15 protein-coding genes are annotated in these 16,936 nt (G+C 74.0%); 7 read left to right on the forward strand and 8 right to left on the reverse strand.

The window, feature by feature from the left end:
- Positions 1-63 precede the first annotated feature (63 nt).
- Positions 64-1,011, reverse strand: coding sequence for an SDR family NAD(P)-dependent oxidoreductase (locus BLS99_RS05620; protein WP_091045168.1), 948 nt, complete (start codon positions 1,009-1,011; stop codon positions 64-66).
- 96 nt (positions 1,012-1,107) lie between these two features.
- On the opposite strand from BLS99_RS05620, the gene BLS99_RS05625 reads away from it, so the two are divergent.
- Positions 1,108-1,983, forward strand: a complete 876-nt coding sequence (locus tag BLS99_RS05625; protein WP_091045171.1) for an SHOCT domain-containing protein — start codon at positions 1,108-1,110, stop codon at positions 1,981-1,983.
- A gap of 246 nt (positions 1,984-2,229) precedes the next feature.
- On the opposite strand, the gene BLS99_RS05630 is transcribed toward BLS99_RS05625, so the two are convergent.
- The 5 genes from BLS99_RS05630 to macS all read right to left on the reverse strand — a co-directional run bounded on the left by BLS99_RS05630 (position 2,230) and on the right by macS (position 7,390).
- A complete protein-coding gene (locus BLS99_RS05630; RefSeq protein WP_091045174.1) occupies positions 2,230-2,694 on the reverse strand; it encodes a hypothetical protein in 465 nt (154 codons plus the stop codon).
- Positions 2,695-2,877: 183 nt separating this feature from the next.
- On the reverse strand, positions 2,878-3,687 hold the full coding sequence (locus BLS99_RS05635) for a DUF6999 family protein (protein ID WP_091045177.1): 810 nt from the start codon (positions 3,685-3,687) through the stop codon (positions 2,878-2,880).
- Positions 3,680-5,572, reverse strand: a complete 1,893-nt coding sequence (locus BLS99_RS05640; RefSeq protein WP_091045179.1) for a 3-oxoacyl-[acyl-carrier-protein] synthase III C-terminal domain-containing protein — start codon at positions 5,570-5,572, stop codon at positions 3,680-3,682. Before BLS99_RS05640 ends, BLS99_RS05635 begins: the two co-directional genes overlap by 8 nt.
- Before the next feature lie 71 nt (positions 5,573-5,643).
- Positions 5,644-6,282, reverse strand: a complete 639-nt coding sequence (locus BLS99_RS27295; RefSeq protein WP_091047643.1) for a response regulator — start codon at positions 6,280-6,282, stop codon at positions 5,644-5,646.
- Entirely contained in the window at positions 6,257-7,390 is a 1,134-nt protein-coding gene (gene macS / locus BLS99_RS27300) for a MacS family sensor histidine kinase (RefSeq protein WP_091045180.1), read from the reverse strand. Before macS ends, BLS99_RS27295 begins: the two co-directional genes overlap by 26 nt.
- A 76-nt stretch (positions 7,391-7,466) precedes the next feature.
- Between macS and BLS99_RS05655 the strand changes: the two genes are divergently transcribed.
- Positions 7,467-9,986, forward strand: coding sequence for an Hsp70 family protein (locus BLS99_RS05655; protein ID WP_091045181.1), 2,520 nt, complete (start codon positions 7,467-7,469; stop codon positions 9,984-9,986).
- A 117-nt stretch (positions 9,987-10,103) separates the two neighbouring features.
- Here BLS99_RS05655 and BLS99_RS05660 read toward each other — a convergent pair whose 3' ends face one another.
- Positions 10,104-11,753, reverse strand: a complete 1,650-nt coding sequence (locus BLS99_RS05660; protein ID WP_091045182.1) for a glycoside hydrolase family 13 protein — start codon at positions 11,751-11,753, stop codon at positions 10,104-10,106.
- Between the two features lie 130 nt (positions 11,754-11,883).
- Here BLS99_RS05660 and BLS99_RS05665 point away from each other — a divergent pair, with 130 nt between their 5' ends.
- From BLS99_RS05665 to BLS99_RS26520, 5 genes are all read left to right on the forward strand, one after another.
- Positions 11,884-13,110 (forward strand): ROK family protein, encoded by a 1,227-nt coding sequence (locus BLS99_RS05665; RefSeq protein WP_091045183.1) that lies wholly within the window; start codon positions 11,884-11,886, stop codon positions 13,108-13,110.
- Between the two features lie 100 nt (positions 13,111-13,210).
- Entirely contained in the window at positions 13,211-13,759 is a 549-nt protein-coding gene (def, locus tag BLS99_RS05670; RefSeq protein ID WP_091045184.1) for a peptide deformylase, read from the forward strand.
- Positions 13,760-13,791: 32 nt separating this feature from the next.
- On the forward strand, positions 13,792-14,403 hold the full coding sequence (locus BLS99_RS05675) for a class I SAM-dependent methyltransferase (RefSeq protein ID WP_091045187.1): 612 nt from the start codon (positions 13,792-13,794) through the stop codon (positions 14,401-14,403).
- Positions 14,404-14,517: 114 nt separating this feature from the next.
- Entirely contained in the window at positions 14,518-15,054 is a 537-nt protein-coding gene (locus BLS99_RS05680; protein ID WP_091045190.1) for a tetratricopeptide repeat protein, read from the forward strand.
- 72 nt (positions 15,055-15,126) lie between these two features.
- Positions 15,127-16,293, forward strand: coding sequence for an NUDIX hydrolase (locus BLS99_RS26520; RefSeq protein ID WP_218126301.1), 1,167 nt, complete (start codon positions 15,127-15,129; stop codon positions 16,291-16,293).
- Positions 16,294-16,306: 13 nt separating this feature from the next.
- Here the strand turns inward: BLS99_RS26520 and BLS99_RS05690 are convergent, their stop codons facing one another.
- On the reverse strand, positions 16,307-16,882 hold the full coding sequence (locus BLS99_RS05690) for a hypothetical protein (RefSeq protein WP_091045194.1): 576 nt from the start codon (positions 16,880-16,882) through the stop codon (positions 16,307-16,309).
- Positions 16,883-16,936 lie beyond the last annotated feature (54 nt).

The raw sequence follows: 16,936 nt of genomic DNA on the forward strand, positions 1-16,936 counted from the left end.
GGACCGAAACGCACGGCCGCCCGAACCCGGGCGGCCGTACGAAACTAGCGCGTCGCGCCGACTTCAGCGCCCGAAGCCGTCGACCCCGGTGAGCTCCACCGAGAAGTCCCACAGCAGCGCGGCCTCCTCGGGGTCGACCGCGTACGGCGCGACCCCGCCACCGTCCTCGGTCACCTCGGCGACCTCGCAGTCCACGAGGTACACGCCGCCCATCCCCTCCAGCTGCGGCGAGAACGCCGCCCACGTCTGGGTGGCCGCGCCCTGCTCGGGCGTCTTGAGCCAGTCGGCGACCGCGTTGCCGTCCTCGTCGATCCAGCCCAGCGCCACCTGGTCCTCGTGCGAGACGTGCCGCTGGAGCGGGGTGAGGATGCCGCCGGGGTGCAGCGCGAACGCCCGCACGCCCCGCTCCTTCCCGAGCCGGTCGAGGTGGACGGCGAACAGCACGTTCGCGGTCTTGGACTGGCCGTACGCCTCCCAGCGGTCGTAGCCGCGCTCGAAGTGCGGGTCGTCCCAGCGGATCGGCGAGCGGCGGTGGCCGCCCGAGGACACCGCGACGACGCGGGCGCCCTCGTTCAGCAGGGGCGCCAAGCGGTTCACGAGCGCGAAGTGCCCGAGGTGGTTGGTGGCGAACTGGAGCTCCCAGCCCGGTCCGACGCGGGTCTCCGGGCTCGCCATGACCCCGGCGGAGTCGATGACGGCGTCGAAGCCCTCCCCGGCGGCGAGGCGCCTGTCGGCGAACGCCTCGACGCTGTCGAGGTCGGCCAGGTCGAGCCCGTCGGTCTCGACCCCGTCGATCCCCGCCAGGGCCTCCTTCGCGGTCGCGGGCCGCCGCGCCGGGACCACGACGTTCGCGCCCGCGGCGGCGAGCGCGCGGGTCGTCTCCAGGCCGATCCCGGAGTAGCCGCCGGTGACGAGGACGCGCTTCCCGGTCAGGTCGATGCCGTCGAGGACCTCGGCGGCCGTGGTCGCGGCCCCGAAACCGGAGCCGATCGCATGCTGTGGTGTGCTCATGGCCCGAGCGTAGAACCTAGAGCGCACTCGAGGTCAACTCCCGCGATTCCACGCCTGCGGTGGCCGCCGGGGGCGCGCGCGATCCATACTGAACCCGTGCCCTCGACCCCGCATCCGGACGCCAAGCGCCGGAACCCGGCCGCCGTGCTCCTCGGCCCGCTGCTCCTCGCCGCCCTCCTCGCCGCCAGCTGGTGGCTCATCGAGACCGGCGTGCGCGTCGGCCACACCGTCGAATGGGAGTGCTGGGGCGGCGAGTGCTCCACCGACGACTGGCGTTCGCTCCTGCCCGTCGCCGGCATCATCTGCAACGTCGTCCTCGCGATCATGCTCGCCGGGCTTGCCCGCGCCTTCGGATTCGGCCTTGCCGCGCTCGCGGGGCTCCTCGCGGCCTTGAGCGGCTGGAGCGCGGCCGTCACCGAGGACGGCCTGGCTGCCTCCGAGGTCGCCACCGAGTCGCGGATCGTCGGCGCGCTCGCGGGCGTCGCCGCGGTGATCGCCCTCCTGGGCCTGCTCGCCGAACTCAGGGTCACGGGGTACGGCGCGCGGCTGCTCGGCGCGCAGCGGGTGCCGGCGCGGCTCACCGACTACGGCGCGGCCGAGGCTCCGATCGGCGGGATCTCCGCCGAGACCGCCGCGGCGAGCGGCTTCGGCACGGCGAGCCTCCGGTTCACCCACAACGGCCGCCGCCACAGCGTGCGGGTCCGCATCAACCGCAAGTGGATCGACCAGCCCGTGTTCGCGGTCTTCCGCGAGACGCGCCCCGAGAACGCGCGCGTGGCCCTCCCGTGGATCAGGTCCGGCACCCCCGCCGCGGAGACCTCGTCGAGCACCACTGCCGCGGCCTCCGCGAGCACCCGCACCGGGTCCGGCTCGATCGTCTCCGAACTCGAACGCCTCGCGGCCCTGCGCTCGGCCGGCCACCTCACCCAGGAGGAGTTCGACGCGGCCAAGCGCCGCCTCCTCGGCGAGTGAGTCACAGGCCCGGCGCCGGTCCGGCCTCCACTGTTCGGGCGCCCGGTCCGGCCCCCTGCTCGGGCAGCCGAGCCGGCGACCGGTCGCCGCATCGTCTCGCCGCATCGTCCGCCCACAACGGTGCCGGACCCGCCTCCCGAACGGCGGCGGTGCCCCCACCGGCTGCGGTTGCCCGACATACCGCAGGCGGCGGCACGTCACGCGTCATATGTGACATACCACCGCCTGCGGGCGACTACCGGCCGGTCAGAGCGATCCCTTCCACTCCCGGCGGGCCTGCACCGGCTCGGGAACGTTCGCGGCGAGCGCCATGACGCAGCCCGCGGCCAGGAGCAGCAGGCCGACCGCGGCGACCACTTCGCCGGAGCCCTGGCCGCCCGCGGGCAGGTCGCCGGAGATGCGCAGGTCGCCGCCGTAGAGGAGCATCGCCCCGGTGAACCCGCCGAAGGCCCAGGCCATGCGGGTCTCGTGGGTGCGCCACGCGAAGAACATCGCGCACCACAGCACCAGCAGCGGGATCAGGGCGAGCGAGAGCCCGTAGGTGCCGGCGTCCGCGTCGACGCCGTCGAGGTCCGCGAGCCCCCAGTAGTTCACCGTCCCTCCGCCGGCGTCCGCCCACGGGAGGAACATCGAGCCGGCCACGAGCATGGAACCGCCGAGGGCGGCCAGGCCGCCGGCGCGGGAGTACGGGGTCGAGGGAGTGCGCTCCATCATCCACCTCCGGTTGCGATTCGCGTCTTCCCTCAAGGGCACCACCGCGGATGACCTGCGTCAACGGCCTTGACGGCTTCTTGACACGGAAGGCGCGAAAGCGTCCAGACCGCCGGAACCCGGCGATATCGAGCGCGCTCGATGCCGCGGGCACGCGCGGCATTTACCGTCGTGAATGGAACGTCAAGCCCGCGCCGCCAACCGCCGCAGGTGCTCGTGCGCGTACTCGCAGATCACGGCATGGCGGTACACCGCGTGCGGCACGTCCGCGTTCGAGTCGACCCGCACCGACAGGTCGCCGTTGCACCACCGCAGGAACGTCGGGTCGCCGGTGATCTCGGCGAGGATCGCCAGGATCGAGTCGTCGAACCGCATGGAGTGGACGGCACGGCGGTACTCCTCGGGGGTCAGGCACGCGGCGAACGGCAGGTTCATGAGGCACAGCGCGGTCTGGATGTCGAGCCGCATGAGCCGCACCCGCTCCGGCTCGGCGTCCAGCTCGGGGATGTCGAGCCCCGTGAAGTCCGGGTCGGCCCGGCGCGCGACGGGCCCGAGCCCGGCGAGCACCACGTACACGTTGACGTCGTGCTCGATGACGGCCGCGTCCCCGAGCCCCGCGAGGTCGGTGGGCCGCAGTGCGACCGGCTCGATCGCCGTGTCGGTGTTGCGGACGATGAAGTTGAGCAGGTTCGTCTCGATCACGAAGTGCCGGATGAGGAGTTCGACCGCGAGCGGGGACACGAAGCGGCGCAGGAACCAGATGCAGAGCCGGTCCATGAGCCGGTGCGCGGTCCAGCGCACCGGCGTGATCCGCTTGAGCACCAGGATGACCAGCGCCAGGACCCGCGAGACCGGCCGGGCGACCGGGTACAGCCAGGTGCGGGTCCAGCGGCGCTGGTCGTCGGCGATCTTGCGGGCGGTCTCGCGGTCGAGGACCAGCGAGGGGTCCCCGGTCACGGCGTCCCAGATCGGCGGCCCCGCGAGGTCAGACATTGTCGAGCTCTTCGAGCTGGAGCGCGTACAGGCGGGCGACGGTCTTCGCGGTGGAGACGATCGCGTCGGCCGCCGCGGCGTCGATGCGCGGTGACGCGAGGATCGCCTGGAGCTTCGCGAAGTGGTCGTCGTCGGCCTCCCCGTGGTAGGCCAGGAAGCTCACCTGGTCGTCGCGCAGGCCGAGCTGCTGCTGGAACTGCGCGGCCCACCCGGCGGCCTTCCCGGTGCCGAGCCCTTCGATGACGAACATGGCGCCGAGGAGCCCGACCGGGTCCGGCAGGCTCGCGGCGTGGAACATGTACGCCGACAGCGCCTCCGAGCCGATGTTCTTGCGCCCGTTGCGGATCGCCTCGATCGAGCCGCCGCACGCGGCGTAGTCCCGCTCGATCATCATGAAGTCGCGGTGCTCCTCGGCGGCGTGCCCGATCGCGGCGCTGCGCAGGTCGAAGTGGTCCACGGAGAAGTTCGAGGCGGCGCGGGAGATCCAGCGCGCGCCGTCGGCGACCTGCTGGCGCAGGTTGAACAGCAGCCGCAGGTAGTCGTCCAGGGTGGACTCCCCGTCGGCGAGGCGCCGCATGACCGGGACGGCGTCGAGGCGCCGCTCGAAGTCCTCCCACACCGCGTCGAGCCGCGCGAACACGTTCCCGTCCGAGGTCGGCGCCGCCCCGTGAAGCACCGCCTCGTGCGACACCTTCTCATGCACCACCGCGGCCGGCGCGGCGGCCCGCTCCGGCACCTGGACCGCCTGCGCCGCTTCGGGTCCCACGCACGTCAGGTGCGCGAACCCGAACGAGAACCGCCCCGACTCTGGCACCGCGAGGAGCACGGTCTGGCCCGGCTCGAACCGCCCGGTCCGCCAGCACTCCTCCAGCGCGATGAAGATCGAGGCCGCCCCGGTGTTCCCGCGCGTCTCCAGGTTCGAGAACCACCGGCCGGTGTCGATCTGCGCGCCCGTGGACGCGAGCTGGTCGAACACGATGTCGCGGAACGCGTTCGTCGAGTAGTGGCACAGCACGTGGTCGAGCCGCTTGAGGTCGATGAGGCCGCGCTGCGCGAGCGAAGCGAACTCCTTGAGCCCCGCCTCGGCGAGCGCCCCGAGCGCCGACGTGTCTTGGCGCAGCAGCATCATCCCGGCCTGCTCGGCCGCGGCGGCGCTGCCCATGTCCTGCCAGGTCCGGCCCGCCTCGGGCGCGGCGCCGTCGGTCCCGGAGCGCATGCACACCGCGTGCTCGTGCGCGAGCGAGACAGTGCGGACCCAGTCGACCCGCAGCGAGGGCCGGTCGGGGCGCGGCCGGGCCTCCACGAGCACCGACCCGGCCCCGTCGGAGAGCATCCAGCGCAGGAAGTGCGCGTCGGTGTCGCTGCCGCCGCTGCCGTTGGCGCCGTGCGAGCCGTTGAACCGGGAGGCCCGCAGCCACCGGGACGCCAGCTCGGAGCCGACCACGGCCGCCCGCTGCCGGTCGCCGAGCCGCACTTTCGCGACGGCCGCGTCGAGGGCCGCGATCCCGGAGGCGCACACCCCGGCCGCCGAGAGGAGCTGCATCGGCCCGCCGCCGATGCGCCCGTGCACCATCGACGCGAACCCGGGCACCAGCAGGTCGCCCTGGGTGGTCGCGGTGGCGAGCATGTCGAGGTCGGCGGGGCCGAGACCGCGGTCGTCGAGCATCGACCGGAGCGCGGCGGCGGCCAGCTCCTCGTTCAGCTCGGTGGTGCGGCCGCGCTCGTCGAGCGCGTAGTGCCGCTTGGCGATCCCGTTGGCAGCGAGGATGCGGCGCCGCAGCCGGTCCCCCCGCGCGTCCACGCCGCCGAGGCGCGCGGCGATCTCGTCGTTCCCGACCGGGTCCCCGGGGAGGTACGCTCCCGCTGCGGTGATGAAGGCGTTCATGACTCCATTGAGCCTCACCGGGGCCGCCGTGCGCATCGGCTGGATCGCTCAATCCCCGGGGGCGAAAGTACTCAGTCCCCGTCGATGCCCTGCTCGATCGCGTACCGCACCAGCTGGGCCCGGTTGTGCAGCTGGAGCTTCGCGAGGATGTGCTGGACGTGGTTCTGCACCGTCCGCGGCGACAGCGTCAGCCGCGCGGCGATCTCCTTGTAGCCCAAGCCCTTCGCCACGAGCCGCAGCACCTCGGTCTCGCGCTCGGACAGGCGTGGGCGCTCCTCGGGCTCCGGCGCGTTCGCCAGCCGCCGGTACTCGCCGAGGACCAGGCCCGCCAGGCCCGGCGTGAACACCGCGTCCCCGGCCGCCACCCGCTCCACCGCGTCCGCGAGCTCCGCGGGCGACGCCGACTTCACCAGGTACCCGCGCGCCCCGGCCTTGATCGCCTCCAGCACGTCGGAGGACTCGCCGCTCGCGGATAGCACCAGGACCGCCGTCGGGCAGTCCTCGCCCAGGCCCTGGAGCACCTGCACCCCCGACAGGCCCGGCATCTGGAGGTCGAGGATCGCCACGTCCGGCCGCAGCGACCGGATCCCCTCCAGCGCCGCCCGGCCCTCGCCGAACACGGCGAGCACCCGGTGCCCGGCCCCGGTCAGGTCCCGCGCGATGGCCTCCCGCCAGATCGGGTGGTCATCGACCACGACGAGCGTCGCCACCGGCACCTCCCTCCCGACGCGGCACCCGCATCTCCACCTCCGTGCCCTCCCCGGGCGCCGACACGAACTCGGCCGTCCCGCCCAGCTCCCTGATCCGGCCCCGGATCGACTGCGCCACACCGAGGCGGCCGTCCGCGGCCGCCGCCGCCAGCCGCTCGGGCGCGAACCCGGGCCCGTCGTCGCGCACACTCACCTGGACCGCGTCCCCCTCGTCCTCCACCAGCAGCCACACCCGCGTCGCCGCCGGGCAGTGCTCCCGCACATTGTCGACCGCGCTCGCCACCGCCGCCGCGAACTGCCGCGCCGTCTCGGCCGGCAGCAGCACCGGGGTCGCGGGGGCCGCCACCGTCACGTCCGGCCCCGCATGGCGCCCGACCAGTTCGCGTAGGTCCCGCTGCCCGTCCAGGGGCCGCCGGTACGACGCGGAGCGGATGAGCGCCCGCAGCGCCTCCTCCTGGCCGCCCGCGAGCCGCCCCAACTCCGCGGCCTCGCCGCCGATCTCGGCCCCGCGCCGCTGGACCAGCGCCAGCACCTGGAGCACCGAGTCGTGGATGTCCCGCGCCAGCCGCTCGCGCTCGCGCGCGGCCGCGCTGCGCTCGGCCGCCTCCCGCATCCGCCGCTCGGCCTCCACCCCCAGCCGCACCAGGTGCCCGGCCGCGAACCCGGTGAGCACCAGCAGGACCGTCTCGTTCACGGTGCTGGAGTGGACGCCGCCGCGGAAGACCATCCCGGCCGCCGCGACCACCGCCCCCGCGACCGCCCCCGAGCGCCGCCCCGAGGCCGCCGCCCACGCGAGCACCGCCCCGGCCATCCACGGCCCCACCGAGATCGGCACCCCGCCGTCCACGGTCGCCAGCACCCACGACGACGCCCCCACGGCCGCGACCGTGACCGCCAGGTCCGCGTACAGCGCCGGCCGCCCGTACCCGCGCCGCCGGTACCACTCCGTCGCCAGCCACGTCCACCCCAGCAGCGCCACCACCAGCAGCACCGCCCACAGCGGACGCACCAGCGTGTCGAACGCCAACGCGCCGAACAGGACCGGATAGCCGAGCGCGACGAAACGGAACACCGTGTTCGCCTTCCGCAGCTGCGTCTGAATCCCCACTGAGGAATTCTCGCAGGCCCGCGCGCCGCACGGGGACGCCCGGCTCCGGCTCGCCCCAGGTCACTACAGTGGCCGCATGTCCTTCTCCAGCCCCCGGCCCGCGTCGATCAGCATCGACTTCGGCACCTCCCACACGGTCGCGACGATCCGCCGCGCCGACGGGCGGGTCCACCAGCAGCTGTTCGACGGCTCCCCGCAGCTGCCCAGCGCGGTGTTCATGAACGACGAGGGCGGTCCCGTCGTCGGCGCTGACGCCGTCCACTCCGGCCGCCGCCGGCCCGACCGCTTCGAACCCAACCCCAAGCGCCGCATCGACGACGAGTCGATCCTCCTCGGCGACACCGAGATCCCCGTGACCAGCGTGATCGCGGCCGTCCTCTCCCGCGTCGCCCGCGAGTGCGAGCACACGCTCGGCGCGCTCGGCCCGGTCACCGTCACCGTGCCCGCCGCCTGGGGCCCGACCCGCCGCCACGTCGTCGCCGACGCCGCGACCGCCGCCGGGCTCGGCCAGGTCGACCTCGTCGCCGAACCTGTCGCCGCCGCCTCCTACTTCGTGGAGACCCTCGGCACCGACGTCGCCCCCGGCTCCGGCGTCGTCGTCTACGACCTCGGCGGCGGCACCTTCGACGCCACCGTCCTGCGCCGCAGCACCAACGGCTTCGACGTCCTCGCCGTCGACGGCGCCGGCGACCTCGGCGGCCTCGACTTCGACCAGGCCCTCGCCGAGCACCTCGCCGCGAGCGTCCAAGCCGAGGACGAGCGCTGGGCCCGCCTCACCAGCCCCACCGAACCGGCCGACCTGCGCCACCGCACCGCCTTCATGGAGGAGGTGCGCCAAGCGAAGGAGCGCCTGTCCCGCTCGGCCTCCACCGACCTCACCATCCCCCTCCTCGACGTCGACGCCCACCTCACCCGCGACGAGGTCGAACGCGTCTGCGCCCCGCTCGTGGCCCGCACCATCCGCGTCACCCAGGGCGTCCTGCGCGAGTCCGGCCTCGCCGCCGAGCAGATCGCCGGCCTCTTCCTCGTCGGCGCCGCCTCCCGCATGCCGCTGGTCGCCACCGCCCTCCACCGCGAACTCGGCATCGCCCCCGCCGCCATCGAGCAGCCCGAACTCGCCGTCTCCGAAGGCGGCCTGGTCGCCCAGCACACCGTCAACACCCCGATCGCCGTCCCCAGCCCGGCCCTGCCCCCGCAGACCGCGCCGCCGGTCCCGTCGGCCCCGCCCGCGCCCGACACGAACCAGACCATGCAGCTCCCGCCGCACCCGAGCGCGCCCCCGGCCGGGCACCCGAGCCCGGTGCCGACCCCGCAGGCCGTCCCCGGCTACCCGAGCCCGGTCACGCAGCCCGCCATGGCCGCCCCGCAGGGTCCGCCGCCGCCCGGTTACCCGCAGGTCCCCGGATACCCGGCGCCGCAACCGAACCCGACTCCGTGGATCAGGACCAAGCAGGGTCTCACCACCGTCGGCACGGCCGCCGCGGCCGTGGTCCTCGCGCTGGCGGTCATCATCGGGCTCCAGTTCCTGCCCGACGAGGGCGCGGACGACACCGCGGGCGGTTCGGAGCCCCAGAGCGAGAACAGCTCCGAGGACGAGGGGAACGCCTCCTCCGACAACGGCGGCGACGACGAGGCGTCCGAGGCCGGGGAGGGCTCCGGGCTCGTTCCGATCGGCGAGGCCGTCCAGGGCGACCTCGTCGCCGACATGCAGCAGGCCCACACCGGAGCGGTCTCCGCTGTTCGCAGTGGATACATCGACTCCGCGCCCGTCGCGGTCACCGCGGGGGAGGACGCGATCGTCCGCATCTGGGACCTCGCGACCGGCGAGAAGATCGACGAGTACCGCGGACACCAGGGCCCGGTCGACCACCTCTCGGTCTTCGAGTACGACGGCGAGTGGATCGCGTTCAGCCGCGACTCGACCACCGAGGCCGTCTGGCCCCTCGCCGACCCCGCGACGCCGATCGCCGAGCGCGAGGCCGGGTACGACTCGATCTACTGGGTCGGTCTGTGGGACGGCGTGCCCGCCTACCTCACCGACTACGAAGTGCGCCAGCTCTACACGGGCGCCTCGATCGCCGACATCTCGACCGCGTACGCCGACCACTCCGGCATGGTCGCGGTCGGCGGCGTCCTGCGCCACGTCGGCACCTACGAGAACCGCGTGTTCGTGGCCGACCTCGCCACCGGCGAGCCGGCCGGGGCCACGTTCGACCAGCTCTCCTACGACGTGGTCGCCTTCGGCGCGGGCCCGGCCGCCGGGAAGGACCTCGGCGTCACCGTGACCGCCCAGGGCTCGTTCCAGGCGTGGGACCTCGCCACCGGCGAGCCGTTCGGCACCGCCGGGGAGGAGCTGCTCCAGCAGGTGACCTCGGTCGGTGTGACCGACATCGACAGCGCGGCCGTCGCGGTCCTCCAGGGCAGCCAGGGCCTGAGCATGTTCGACCTGTCCACAGGGGAGCAGCTGGGCGAGGTCTTCGCGCCGCACGCGGGGGAGGACCTGATCCAGACCTCCGCGTTCGCCGAGATCGACGCCAACCCGGTCGTCGTCACCGGCTCCGCCACCGGCGACGTCCAGGTCTGGGCCCTCAAATGACGCGAGGGCGCGGCGGGGGAGCACCCCACCGCGCCCTCACTCAAGGCCGGTAATACATCACATGTCACGCGGCACCGGGCTTCCGAGTACCCAGCGCCCGAACCTCGCCCGGACCGCTCACTCCCGGCGCAGCCAGACCGTGGTCTCGCCCGGCAGCTCTCCGGCGTCGAACGGGCCGCTCGACAGCAGCGGCACGCCCTCCGGGAGCGGCAGCGTCTCCGTGCTGAAGTTCGCCACAGCCTCCCAGCCGTTCGCGCGCCGCACGTGCAGCACGTCCTTCGCCGGGTAGTCCACCCATTCCAGGGTCTCGTCGGCCTGGAGTTCGCGCCGCAGCCCCAGCGCCTCCTGGTACAGCGACAGCGTCGATGCCTCGTCCCCGGACTCGGCCTCCACCGAGGACTTCCCGAACCAGTCGGGCTGCGGCAGGTGCGCCGGGCCGGTCCCGAACCCGAACGACGGGCCCTCCACGGTCCACGGCAGCGGCACGCGGCAGCCGTCGCGGCCCACGTCCACGCCGGGGCTGCGGAAGAACGTCGGGTCCTGCCGCGCCTCGTCGGGGATCGTCGCCACCTCGCCCAGACCCAGCTCCTCGCCCTGGTACAGGTACGCGCAGCCCGGCAGCGCGAGCATGAGCAGCGTCGCGGCCCGCGCCCGGCGCAGGCCCCGCGCCGCGTCCAGCTCCGGCTCGGTCCCGCGCGAGAGCAGCCACGCCCGGTTGTACTTGCGCGGCTCGTCCCCGTTGGGCGGCAGGCCGTACCGGGTCGCGTGGCGCACCACGTCGTGGTTGGAGAACACCCACGTCGTGGACGACCCCGACTCGGCCGCCTGCTCCAGGTTCTCGGTGATGATGCCCCGGAACGCGCCGGCGTCGAAGTCGGCTTCGAGCAGGTCGAAGTTGAACGCCTGCCCCAGGCCCTCGGCGCTGGCGTAGCGGGCCCGGCGCGAGGGCGGGTTCACCCACGCCTCGGCGACGGCGATCCGCGGCGGGTCGTACTCGTTGAACACCCGGCGCCAGTCGGCGTAGATCTGGTGCACCTCGTCGCGGTCCCACAGCGGGTGCAGGCCGGTGGCCTTGTCCATGGCCTCCAGTTCGGCCTGCGAGGGCAGGTCGGCGGGGAGGTCCTTGGCGAGGGCGTGGGCGACGTCGACGCGGAAGCCGTCGACGCCCCGGTCCGACCAGAAGCGCAGCGTCTTCAGGAAGTCGGCCCGCACCTCCTCGCTGTGCCAGTTGAAGTCGGGCTGCTCGGGCGCGAACAGGTGCAGGTACCACTGCCCGTCGCCGACGGCGGTCCAGGCCGGGCCGCCGAACATCGAGACCCAGTCGGCGGGCGGCAGTTCGCCGTTCTCGCCGAGGCCGTCGCGGAAGACGTACCGGTCGCGCTCGGGGGAGCCCTTCGGGGCGGCGAGCGCGGCCTGGAACCACTCGTGGCGGTTCGAGGAGTGGTTCGGGACGATGTCCACGATGAGCCTGATGCCGGCGGCGTGGAGTGCGCCGACCATCGCGTCGAAGTCGTCCAGGGTGCCCAGGCGCGGGTCCACGTTGCGGTAGTCGTCCACGTCGTACCCGCCGTCGGCGAGCGCGGACGGGTAGAACGGGCTCAGCCACACGGCGTCGACGCCGAGCCGCGCGAGGTAGTCGACGCGGGAGGTGATGCCGGGCAGGTCGCCGACGCCGTCGCCGTTCGCGTCGGCGAAGCTGCGCGGGTAGATCTGGTAGACGGTGGCCTGGCGCCACCAGTCGGCGGAGGCCGGGGTCGGAGCAGCCATCTCGGGTGCCTTTCAATGCCGGTGGGCCGCGCCGGAGCGCGGACGGGAATGATCCTGTGATTAAATCTAATACCAAAATCAAATCACTCCCGTCATACTGGTCCAGCGAAGGCGAGGTGTCAAGAGGCGAATGTCGAGCAGCATGGTCGAACCCGAAGACCGGACCCACCCCCAGCGGCGGGCGAACGCCGCCGCGGTCCTGGACCGCGCGTGGGAGGCCGAGGCGTTCACCGCCAGCGACGTGATCGCCGCCACCGGCCTCACCCGCTCCACCGTGATCGCCCTCTGCGACGAGCTGGTCGAGCGCGGCTGGTTCGCCGAACTCCCCAACGCCCGCGCCGCCGGCGAGGAGTACCGCAAGGGCCGCCCCGCCCGCCGCTACGAGCTGCGCGCCGACGCCGGCGCGGTCCTCGGCGTCGACGCCGGCCAGCACGGCATCACCGCCACCGTCGCCGACCTGCGCGGCCGCGAACTCGCCCGCGCCCACACCGCGACCGACCCCGACGGCCGCGACCCCGCCGCCCGCCTCCAGGCCGCCGACGCCGTCATCGCCACCGCCCTCGCCGACGCGGGCACCGGCCCCGAAGCCGTCCTGTGCGCGGTCATCGGGGTCCCCGCCCCCACCGACCTCGACGGCGCCTCCCCCGAAGGCGAGCAGCACTTCTGGGAGCGCATGAACCCCGGCTACGCCGCGCGCTTCCGCGCCCGCGGCTGGCTCACCGAGGTCGAGAACGACGCCAACCTCGCCGCCCTCGCCGAAGGCGCCCGCGGTGCCGGCGCCGGGGCCTCCTCCTACATCGCCCTCGTCTCCGGCGAGCGCTTCGGCGCCGGCTACGTGGTCGACGGCCACCTCGTGCGCGGTCGCCGCGGGGCCGCCGGCGAGCTGCGCCTGCTCACCCTCGTCGACGGCGTCGGCTCCACCCACGGCATCGGGAACCTGCTGCGCCGCTGGGCACTCGAAGTCCGCGCCGACGGCGCCGCCGACACCGCCAGTCCCCTCATGACGGCCCCCGCCGACCGCCTCGGCGCCGAACTCGTCCTCCGCGCCGCCGAAGCGGGCGATGCGGCCGCGATCGCGCTGGCCGAGCGCATGGCCGAACGGCTGGCGCGGATCTGCGCCGTCCTCGGCGGCCTGCTCGACGTGGAGCGGATCGTCGTCGCCGGGGCGGTGGCCGACTCCCTCGGCCCGGTCCTCGACCGCGCCGCCGCCCGGCTCGACCAGCTCACCCACCCGCCCGCTCCCGATCTCGTGGCCTCCACCCTCGGCGGCGGGGTCGTCAGCCTCGGCGCCGTCACCCGCGCCCTGGAGGTGGTCCGGGCCCGCGCGATGGACCTCGAACCCACGTGCCCCCGTTAGGGGCACTGCGCGGGAGGGATCACGGACCGGCCCGGATACTGTTGCCATAGACTTGCAATAAGCGGCCCGGTCCGGGGCCGTGGAGCACCGAGGAGAACCGTTGCCGACCGACGACACCGCACCCGCCGCGAAGCCCGGCGACCGGGGCACCGCCCGCCCGATCGTCCACTACGGCGAGCCCGTGCTCCACCGCGCGTGCAAACCCGTCGAGTCGTTCGACACCGCGCTCGCCGACCTCGTCGAGGACATGTTCGCGAGCATGTACGCCGCGAACGGGGTCGGCCTGGCCGCCAACCAGATCGGCGTCGACGCGCGCGTGTTCGTCCTCGACTGCGAGGACGCCGACGGCGAGCGCACCGTCGCCGCGGTCGTCAACCCCGTGCTCGTGCTGCCCCCGCCGCCGCGCGAACTCATGGTCGGCGACGAGGGCTGCCTCTCGGTCCCCGGCCCGTTCACCGACACGCCCCGCTCGGCCACCGCCGTCGTGGAGGGCTTCGACCCGGCCGGGAACCCGGTCCGCATCGAGGGCACCGGCACCCTCGCGCGCTGCCTCCAGCACGAGACCGACCACCTCGACGGCACCGTCTACGTCGACCGCCTCCCCGCCAAGACCCGCAAGCGCATGCTCGCCGAAGCGGGCCTGCGCTAGACCTGTCGCACCCCTCGGGCATCATCGGCCCCATGCGATACGACGACGTGAAGACCGACCTCCGCGCCGCCTACGACGCGAGCGCCGACGACCGCGAGGCCATGGACGACGCCCCGTGGAAGGCGTCCGAGCGCGCCCGCTTCGCCGCCCGCCTGGCACCCGGCGCGGCCCTTTTGGAGATCGGCGCCGGCCACGGCGTCAGCGGCCGCCGCTTCGCCGACGAGGGCTTCGCGGTCACCTGCACCGACCTCTCCCCGGCCCTGGTCGCCCACTGCCGCGCCAAGGGCCTCGACGCCCGCGTCATGGACTTCGCCCGCCTCGACTTCCCCGACGCCGCCTTCGGCGCCGTGTTCGCCATGAACTGCCTGCTCCACGTCCCGAAGGCCGAACTCCCAGGCGTCCTCGCCGGGATCGACCGCGTCCTCGCCCCCGGCGGCCTGTTCTACTGGGGACAGTACGGCGGCCGCGACTCCGAAGGCGTCTGGGACGGCGACCGGTACGAGCCGAAGCGGTACTTCTCGTTCTTCACCGCCGACCGCATCGAAGCCCTCGCTCAGCGGCACTTCACCCTCCTCGACACCGCCCTCGTCCCCGTCGGCGGCGCGATCGACCAGTACCAGGGACTCGTCCTCCGCAAGCGCTGAGATTCGTCCGGCCCGCCCGAACCCTGGACTTGAGCTGGGCAACCGGGCCGATCCGGCTCTATCCTCGCCACAGGCCGCGCGCAACGGCGCCGCGGCCCGGAAGGGGGACGCGCATTGTCAGCAGAGCGCCACCAGATCGCCGAACTCATCGCGACCGGCAAGGACGGCCGCATGTACGCCACCGAGCCGGACAAGCTCCGGCGCCTCGTCCACTTCGAACTCGCCCGCGAACCCCGCCTCCCGCAACCCGAACTGCGCCAAGCGGGCGTCGGCCTCCTCGCCCTCGGCGACTACGCCGCCGCCCAGCGGGTCCTCGCCACCGCCGTCGCCCGCGCCGAGACCCCGGGCCAGCAGGTCGCCGCCCTCGTCAACCTCGGCGACGCCCACCGCTACCCCGGCGCGCTCGACGCCGCCGAACCCGTCTACCGGCAGGCCATCGAGCTCGCCCGCACCCACTGCCCCGAACTCGTCCACTACACGCTCCAGCACTACGGCAAGCACCTCGTGGACGCCCGTCGGCCCCACCTCGCCGTCGACGTCCTCACCGAGGTCCTGGAGATCCGCGAACGCCTCGGGGACCCGGCCCTGATCGCCTCGACACAGGACGCGCTGAGCGCCGCCCGCGCGGCGGCCGGGCAGCGTACGATCTGACCGCGCTTTCCCGAACGGCACGTTCACCACAGGCGCCACGACCCGGACCGCGACCCGACGCGAAGGAGCACCATGGCCACCGACACCGCCGACGCGAACGGCCGCGCCGCCCGCGGCCTCGCCCGCCTCTCCGGGATCCTCCGCGCCGAGGCCGCCAACGGCCTCTTCTGGGGCGCCGGACCCGACGAGGAGGCCCGCCTGCGGCGCCTGCGCGAACTCGCCGCCGCGCTCCTCGCCCAGGTCGACCACCGGCCCTACGAGACCATCCTCGCCGCCTACGAGGCCGACACCGGCCTGCGCTCCCCGATGCCCGGCACCGAACTGCGCATCGACTGCGCCGACGGCACCCGCCTGGTGCGCCGCCGCCGCCTCAGCCGCACCTCCGGCACCCTCGGCCAGCGCCTGGAGACCGTCGCCGCGGCCCTGCGCACCCGCGTCCCCACCGAACCGGTCGCCATCGCCGACACCGACCTCGCGGGCCTGCCCTGCCCCCACACGTTCCTGCTCGTCTACGAACTCCAGACCCACCTCGACGCGCCCGCCGCCGCCGCGCTCCTGGAGCTCACCGAACCCGACCTCGAAGGCGACGTCCCGAGCCTGAACCCCTCGGCCTCCGCCGTCGTCCCCGACCACGGCGTCCTCCAGGTCGCACCCGTCGTCAAGCAGCTCCTCGACGCGATCGCCGCGCTCGCCAAGGAGTCCCTCGCCGAGACCGCCGATCCCTACGAGCGCGAACGCCAGCACCGCATCGCGGCCCTGTGCGAAGCCGCCGAGGAGACCGACCTCGAATACCCGCGCATCGACTGCGGCGACCTCACCGCCGACTGCGTCTCCACCGGCGCCGACGCCGCCGTCTTCGACGAGGCCGGGCGGCTGCTCCTCATCCGCCGCACCGACACCGGCCAGTGGGCCGTGCCCGGCGGCGCCGCCGAGGTCGGCGAACCGGTCGGCCTCGCCGCCGTCCGCGAGGCGTTCGAGGAGACCGGCCTCGACGTCGAGCTCACCGGCCTGTCGTGGGCGTTCGACAAGCGCGACACCAAACTCGGCGACGACCGCATGCCGATGATCATGAGCTTCACCGCGCGCGCCCTCGACCCCGCGCAGCCGCTGCGCCTGGCCGAACTCGAAGCCTCCGACGCCCGCTGGATCACCCGCGAGGAGGCCGAAGGACTCGACCTGTTCCGCGGCCACGGCCTGCGCGTCCCGGCGGCCTTCGCCCGCCACCGCGGCGAGCGCTGACCTGCGGGCTACCTCAGAACAGCCAGGTCGCGCATGAGTCCGACACGGCCACCCACGCCTGGGTCTCCTCTTCGGAGCCCTCGGGGGTGGCCCAGAACCATGCGAGGTCGTCCAGGCACGCCCGCATCGACTCGGCGTCCGCGGCCTGCACCTCCAGCTCGCTCACCTGCGTCTCGGCCGCGTCCAGGTCCTCCCGGAGCTGCGCGATCTCCGCGTCCCGGTCGTCGAGCTGCGCGTTCGCGTCGCTCAGGTCGCCGTCGGCGCGCAGCCACAGCGCCAGCGACAGCGCGGCCGCCGCGAACCCGATCACCGTGACCACGCCCAGGATCGGCACGACCGGCGACCGCCGCTCCGGCGGCGGTCCCGGTACGAGCATCGGCTGCGTGAACTGGGTTGGGGCCGGCTGCGTCGGCACGTACCCGGCCGGCGCCCCGCCGGGGGAGTACGACGGCGGCGCGCTCTGCGGCTGCGACATGTAGGAGGGCGGGGCGCTCTGGGGCGGCGAGCCGTACTGCGGCGGCGCGCTCGGCGGCTGCTGGGGCTCGACCGGCTCGCCGAAGCTGTAGTGCGGGGGCGGGTTGTAGGCCATGGCGGGCTCCTTCGACGGGTGCGGGTTCGCCCAAGGTAGGACGACGGTGCGAAC

The sequence above is a fragment of the Glycomyces sambucus genome (assembly GCF_900102815.1).
Lineage (GTDB): Bacteria > Actinomycetota > Actinomycetes > Mycobacteriales > Micromonosporaceae > Glycomyces > Glycomyces sambucus.

Coding starts and splice junctions, on each gene's coding strand:
- BLS99_RS05690 (WP_091045194.1), bottom strand. CDS start 16,882: ATGGCCTACAACCCGCCCCCGCACTACAGCTTCGGCGAGCCGGTCGAG.
- BLS99_RS05665 (WP_091045183.1), top strand. CDS start 11,884: ATGTCGAGCAGCATGGTCGAACCCGAAGACCGGACCCACCCCCAGCGG.
- BLS99_RS05675 (WP_091045187.1), top strand. CDS start 13,792: ATGCGATACGACGACGTGAAGACCGACCTCCGCGCCGCCTACGACGCG.
- BLS99_RS05660 (WP_091045182.1), bottom strand. CDS start 11,753: ATGGCTGCTCCGACCCCGGCCTCCGCCGACTGGTGGCGCCAGGCCACC.
- BLS99_RS05630 (WP_091045174.1), bottom strand. CDS start 2,694: ATGGAGCGCACTCCCTCGACCCCGTACTCCCGCGCCGGCGGCCTGGCC.
- BLS99_RS05635 (WP_091045177.1), bottom strand. CDS start 3,687: ATGTCTGACCTCGCGGGGCCGCCGATCTGGGACGCCGTGACCGGGGAC.
- BLS99_RS05655 (WP_091045181.1), top strand. CDS start 7,467: ATGTCCTTCTCCAGCCCCCGGCCCGCGTCGATCAGCATCGACTTCGGC.
- BLS99_RS05640 (WP_091045179.1), bottom strand. CDS start 5,572: ATGAACGCCTTCATCACCGCAGCGGGAGCGTACCTCCCCGGGGACCCG.
- BLS99_RS05620 (WP_091045168.1), bottom strand. CDS start 1,011: ATGAGCACACCACAGCATGCGATCGGCTCCGGTTTCGGGGCCGCGACC.
- BLS99_RS26520 (WP_218126301.1), top strand. CDS start 15,127: ATGGCCACCGACACCGCCGACGCGAACGGCCGCGCCGCCCGCGGCCTC.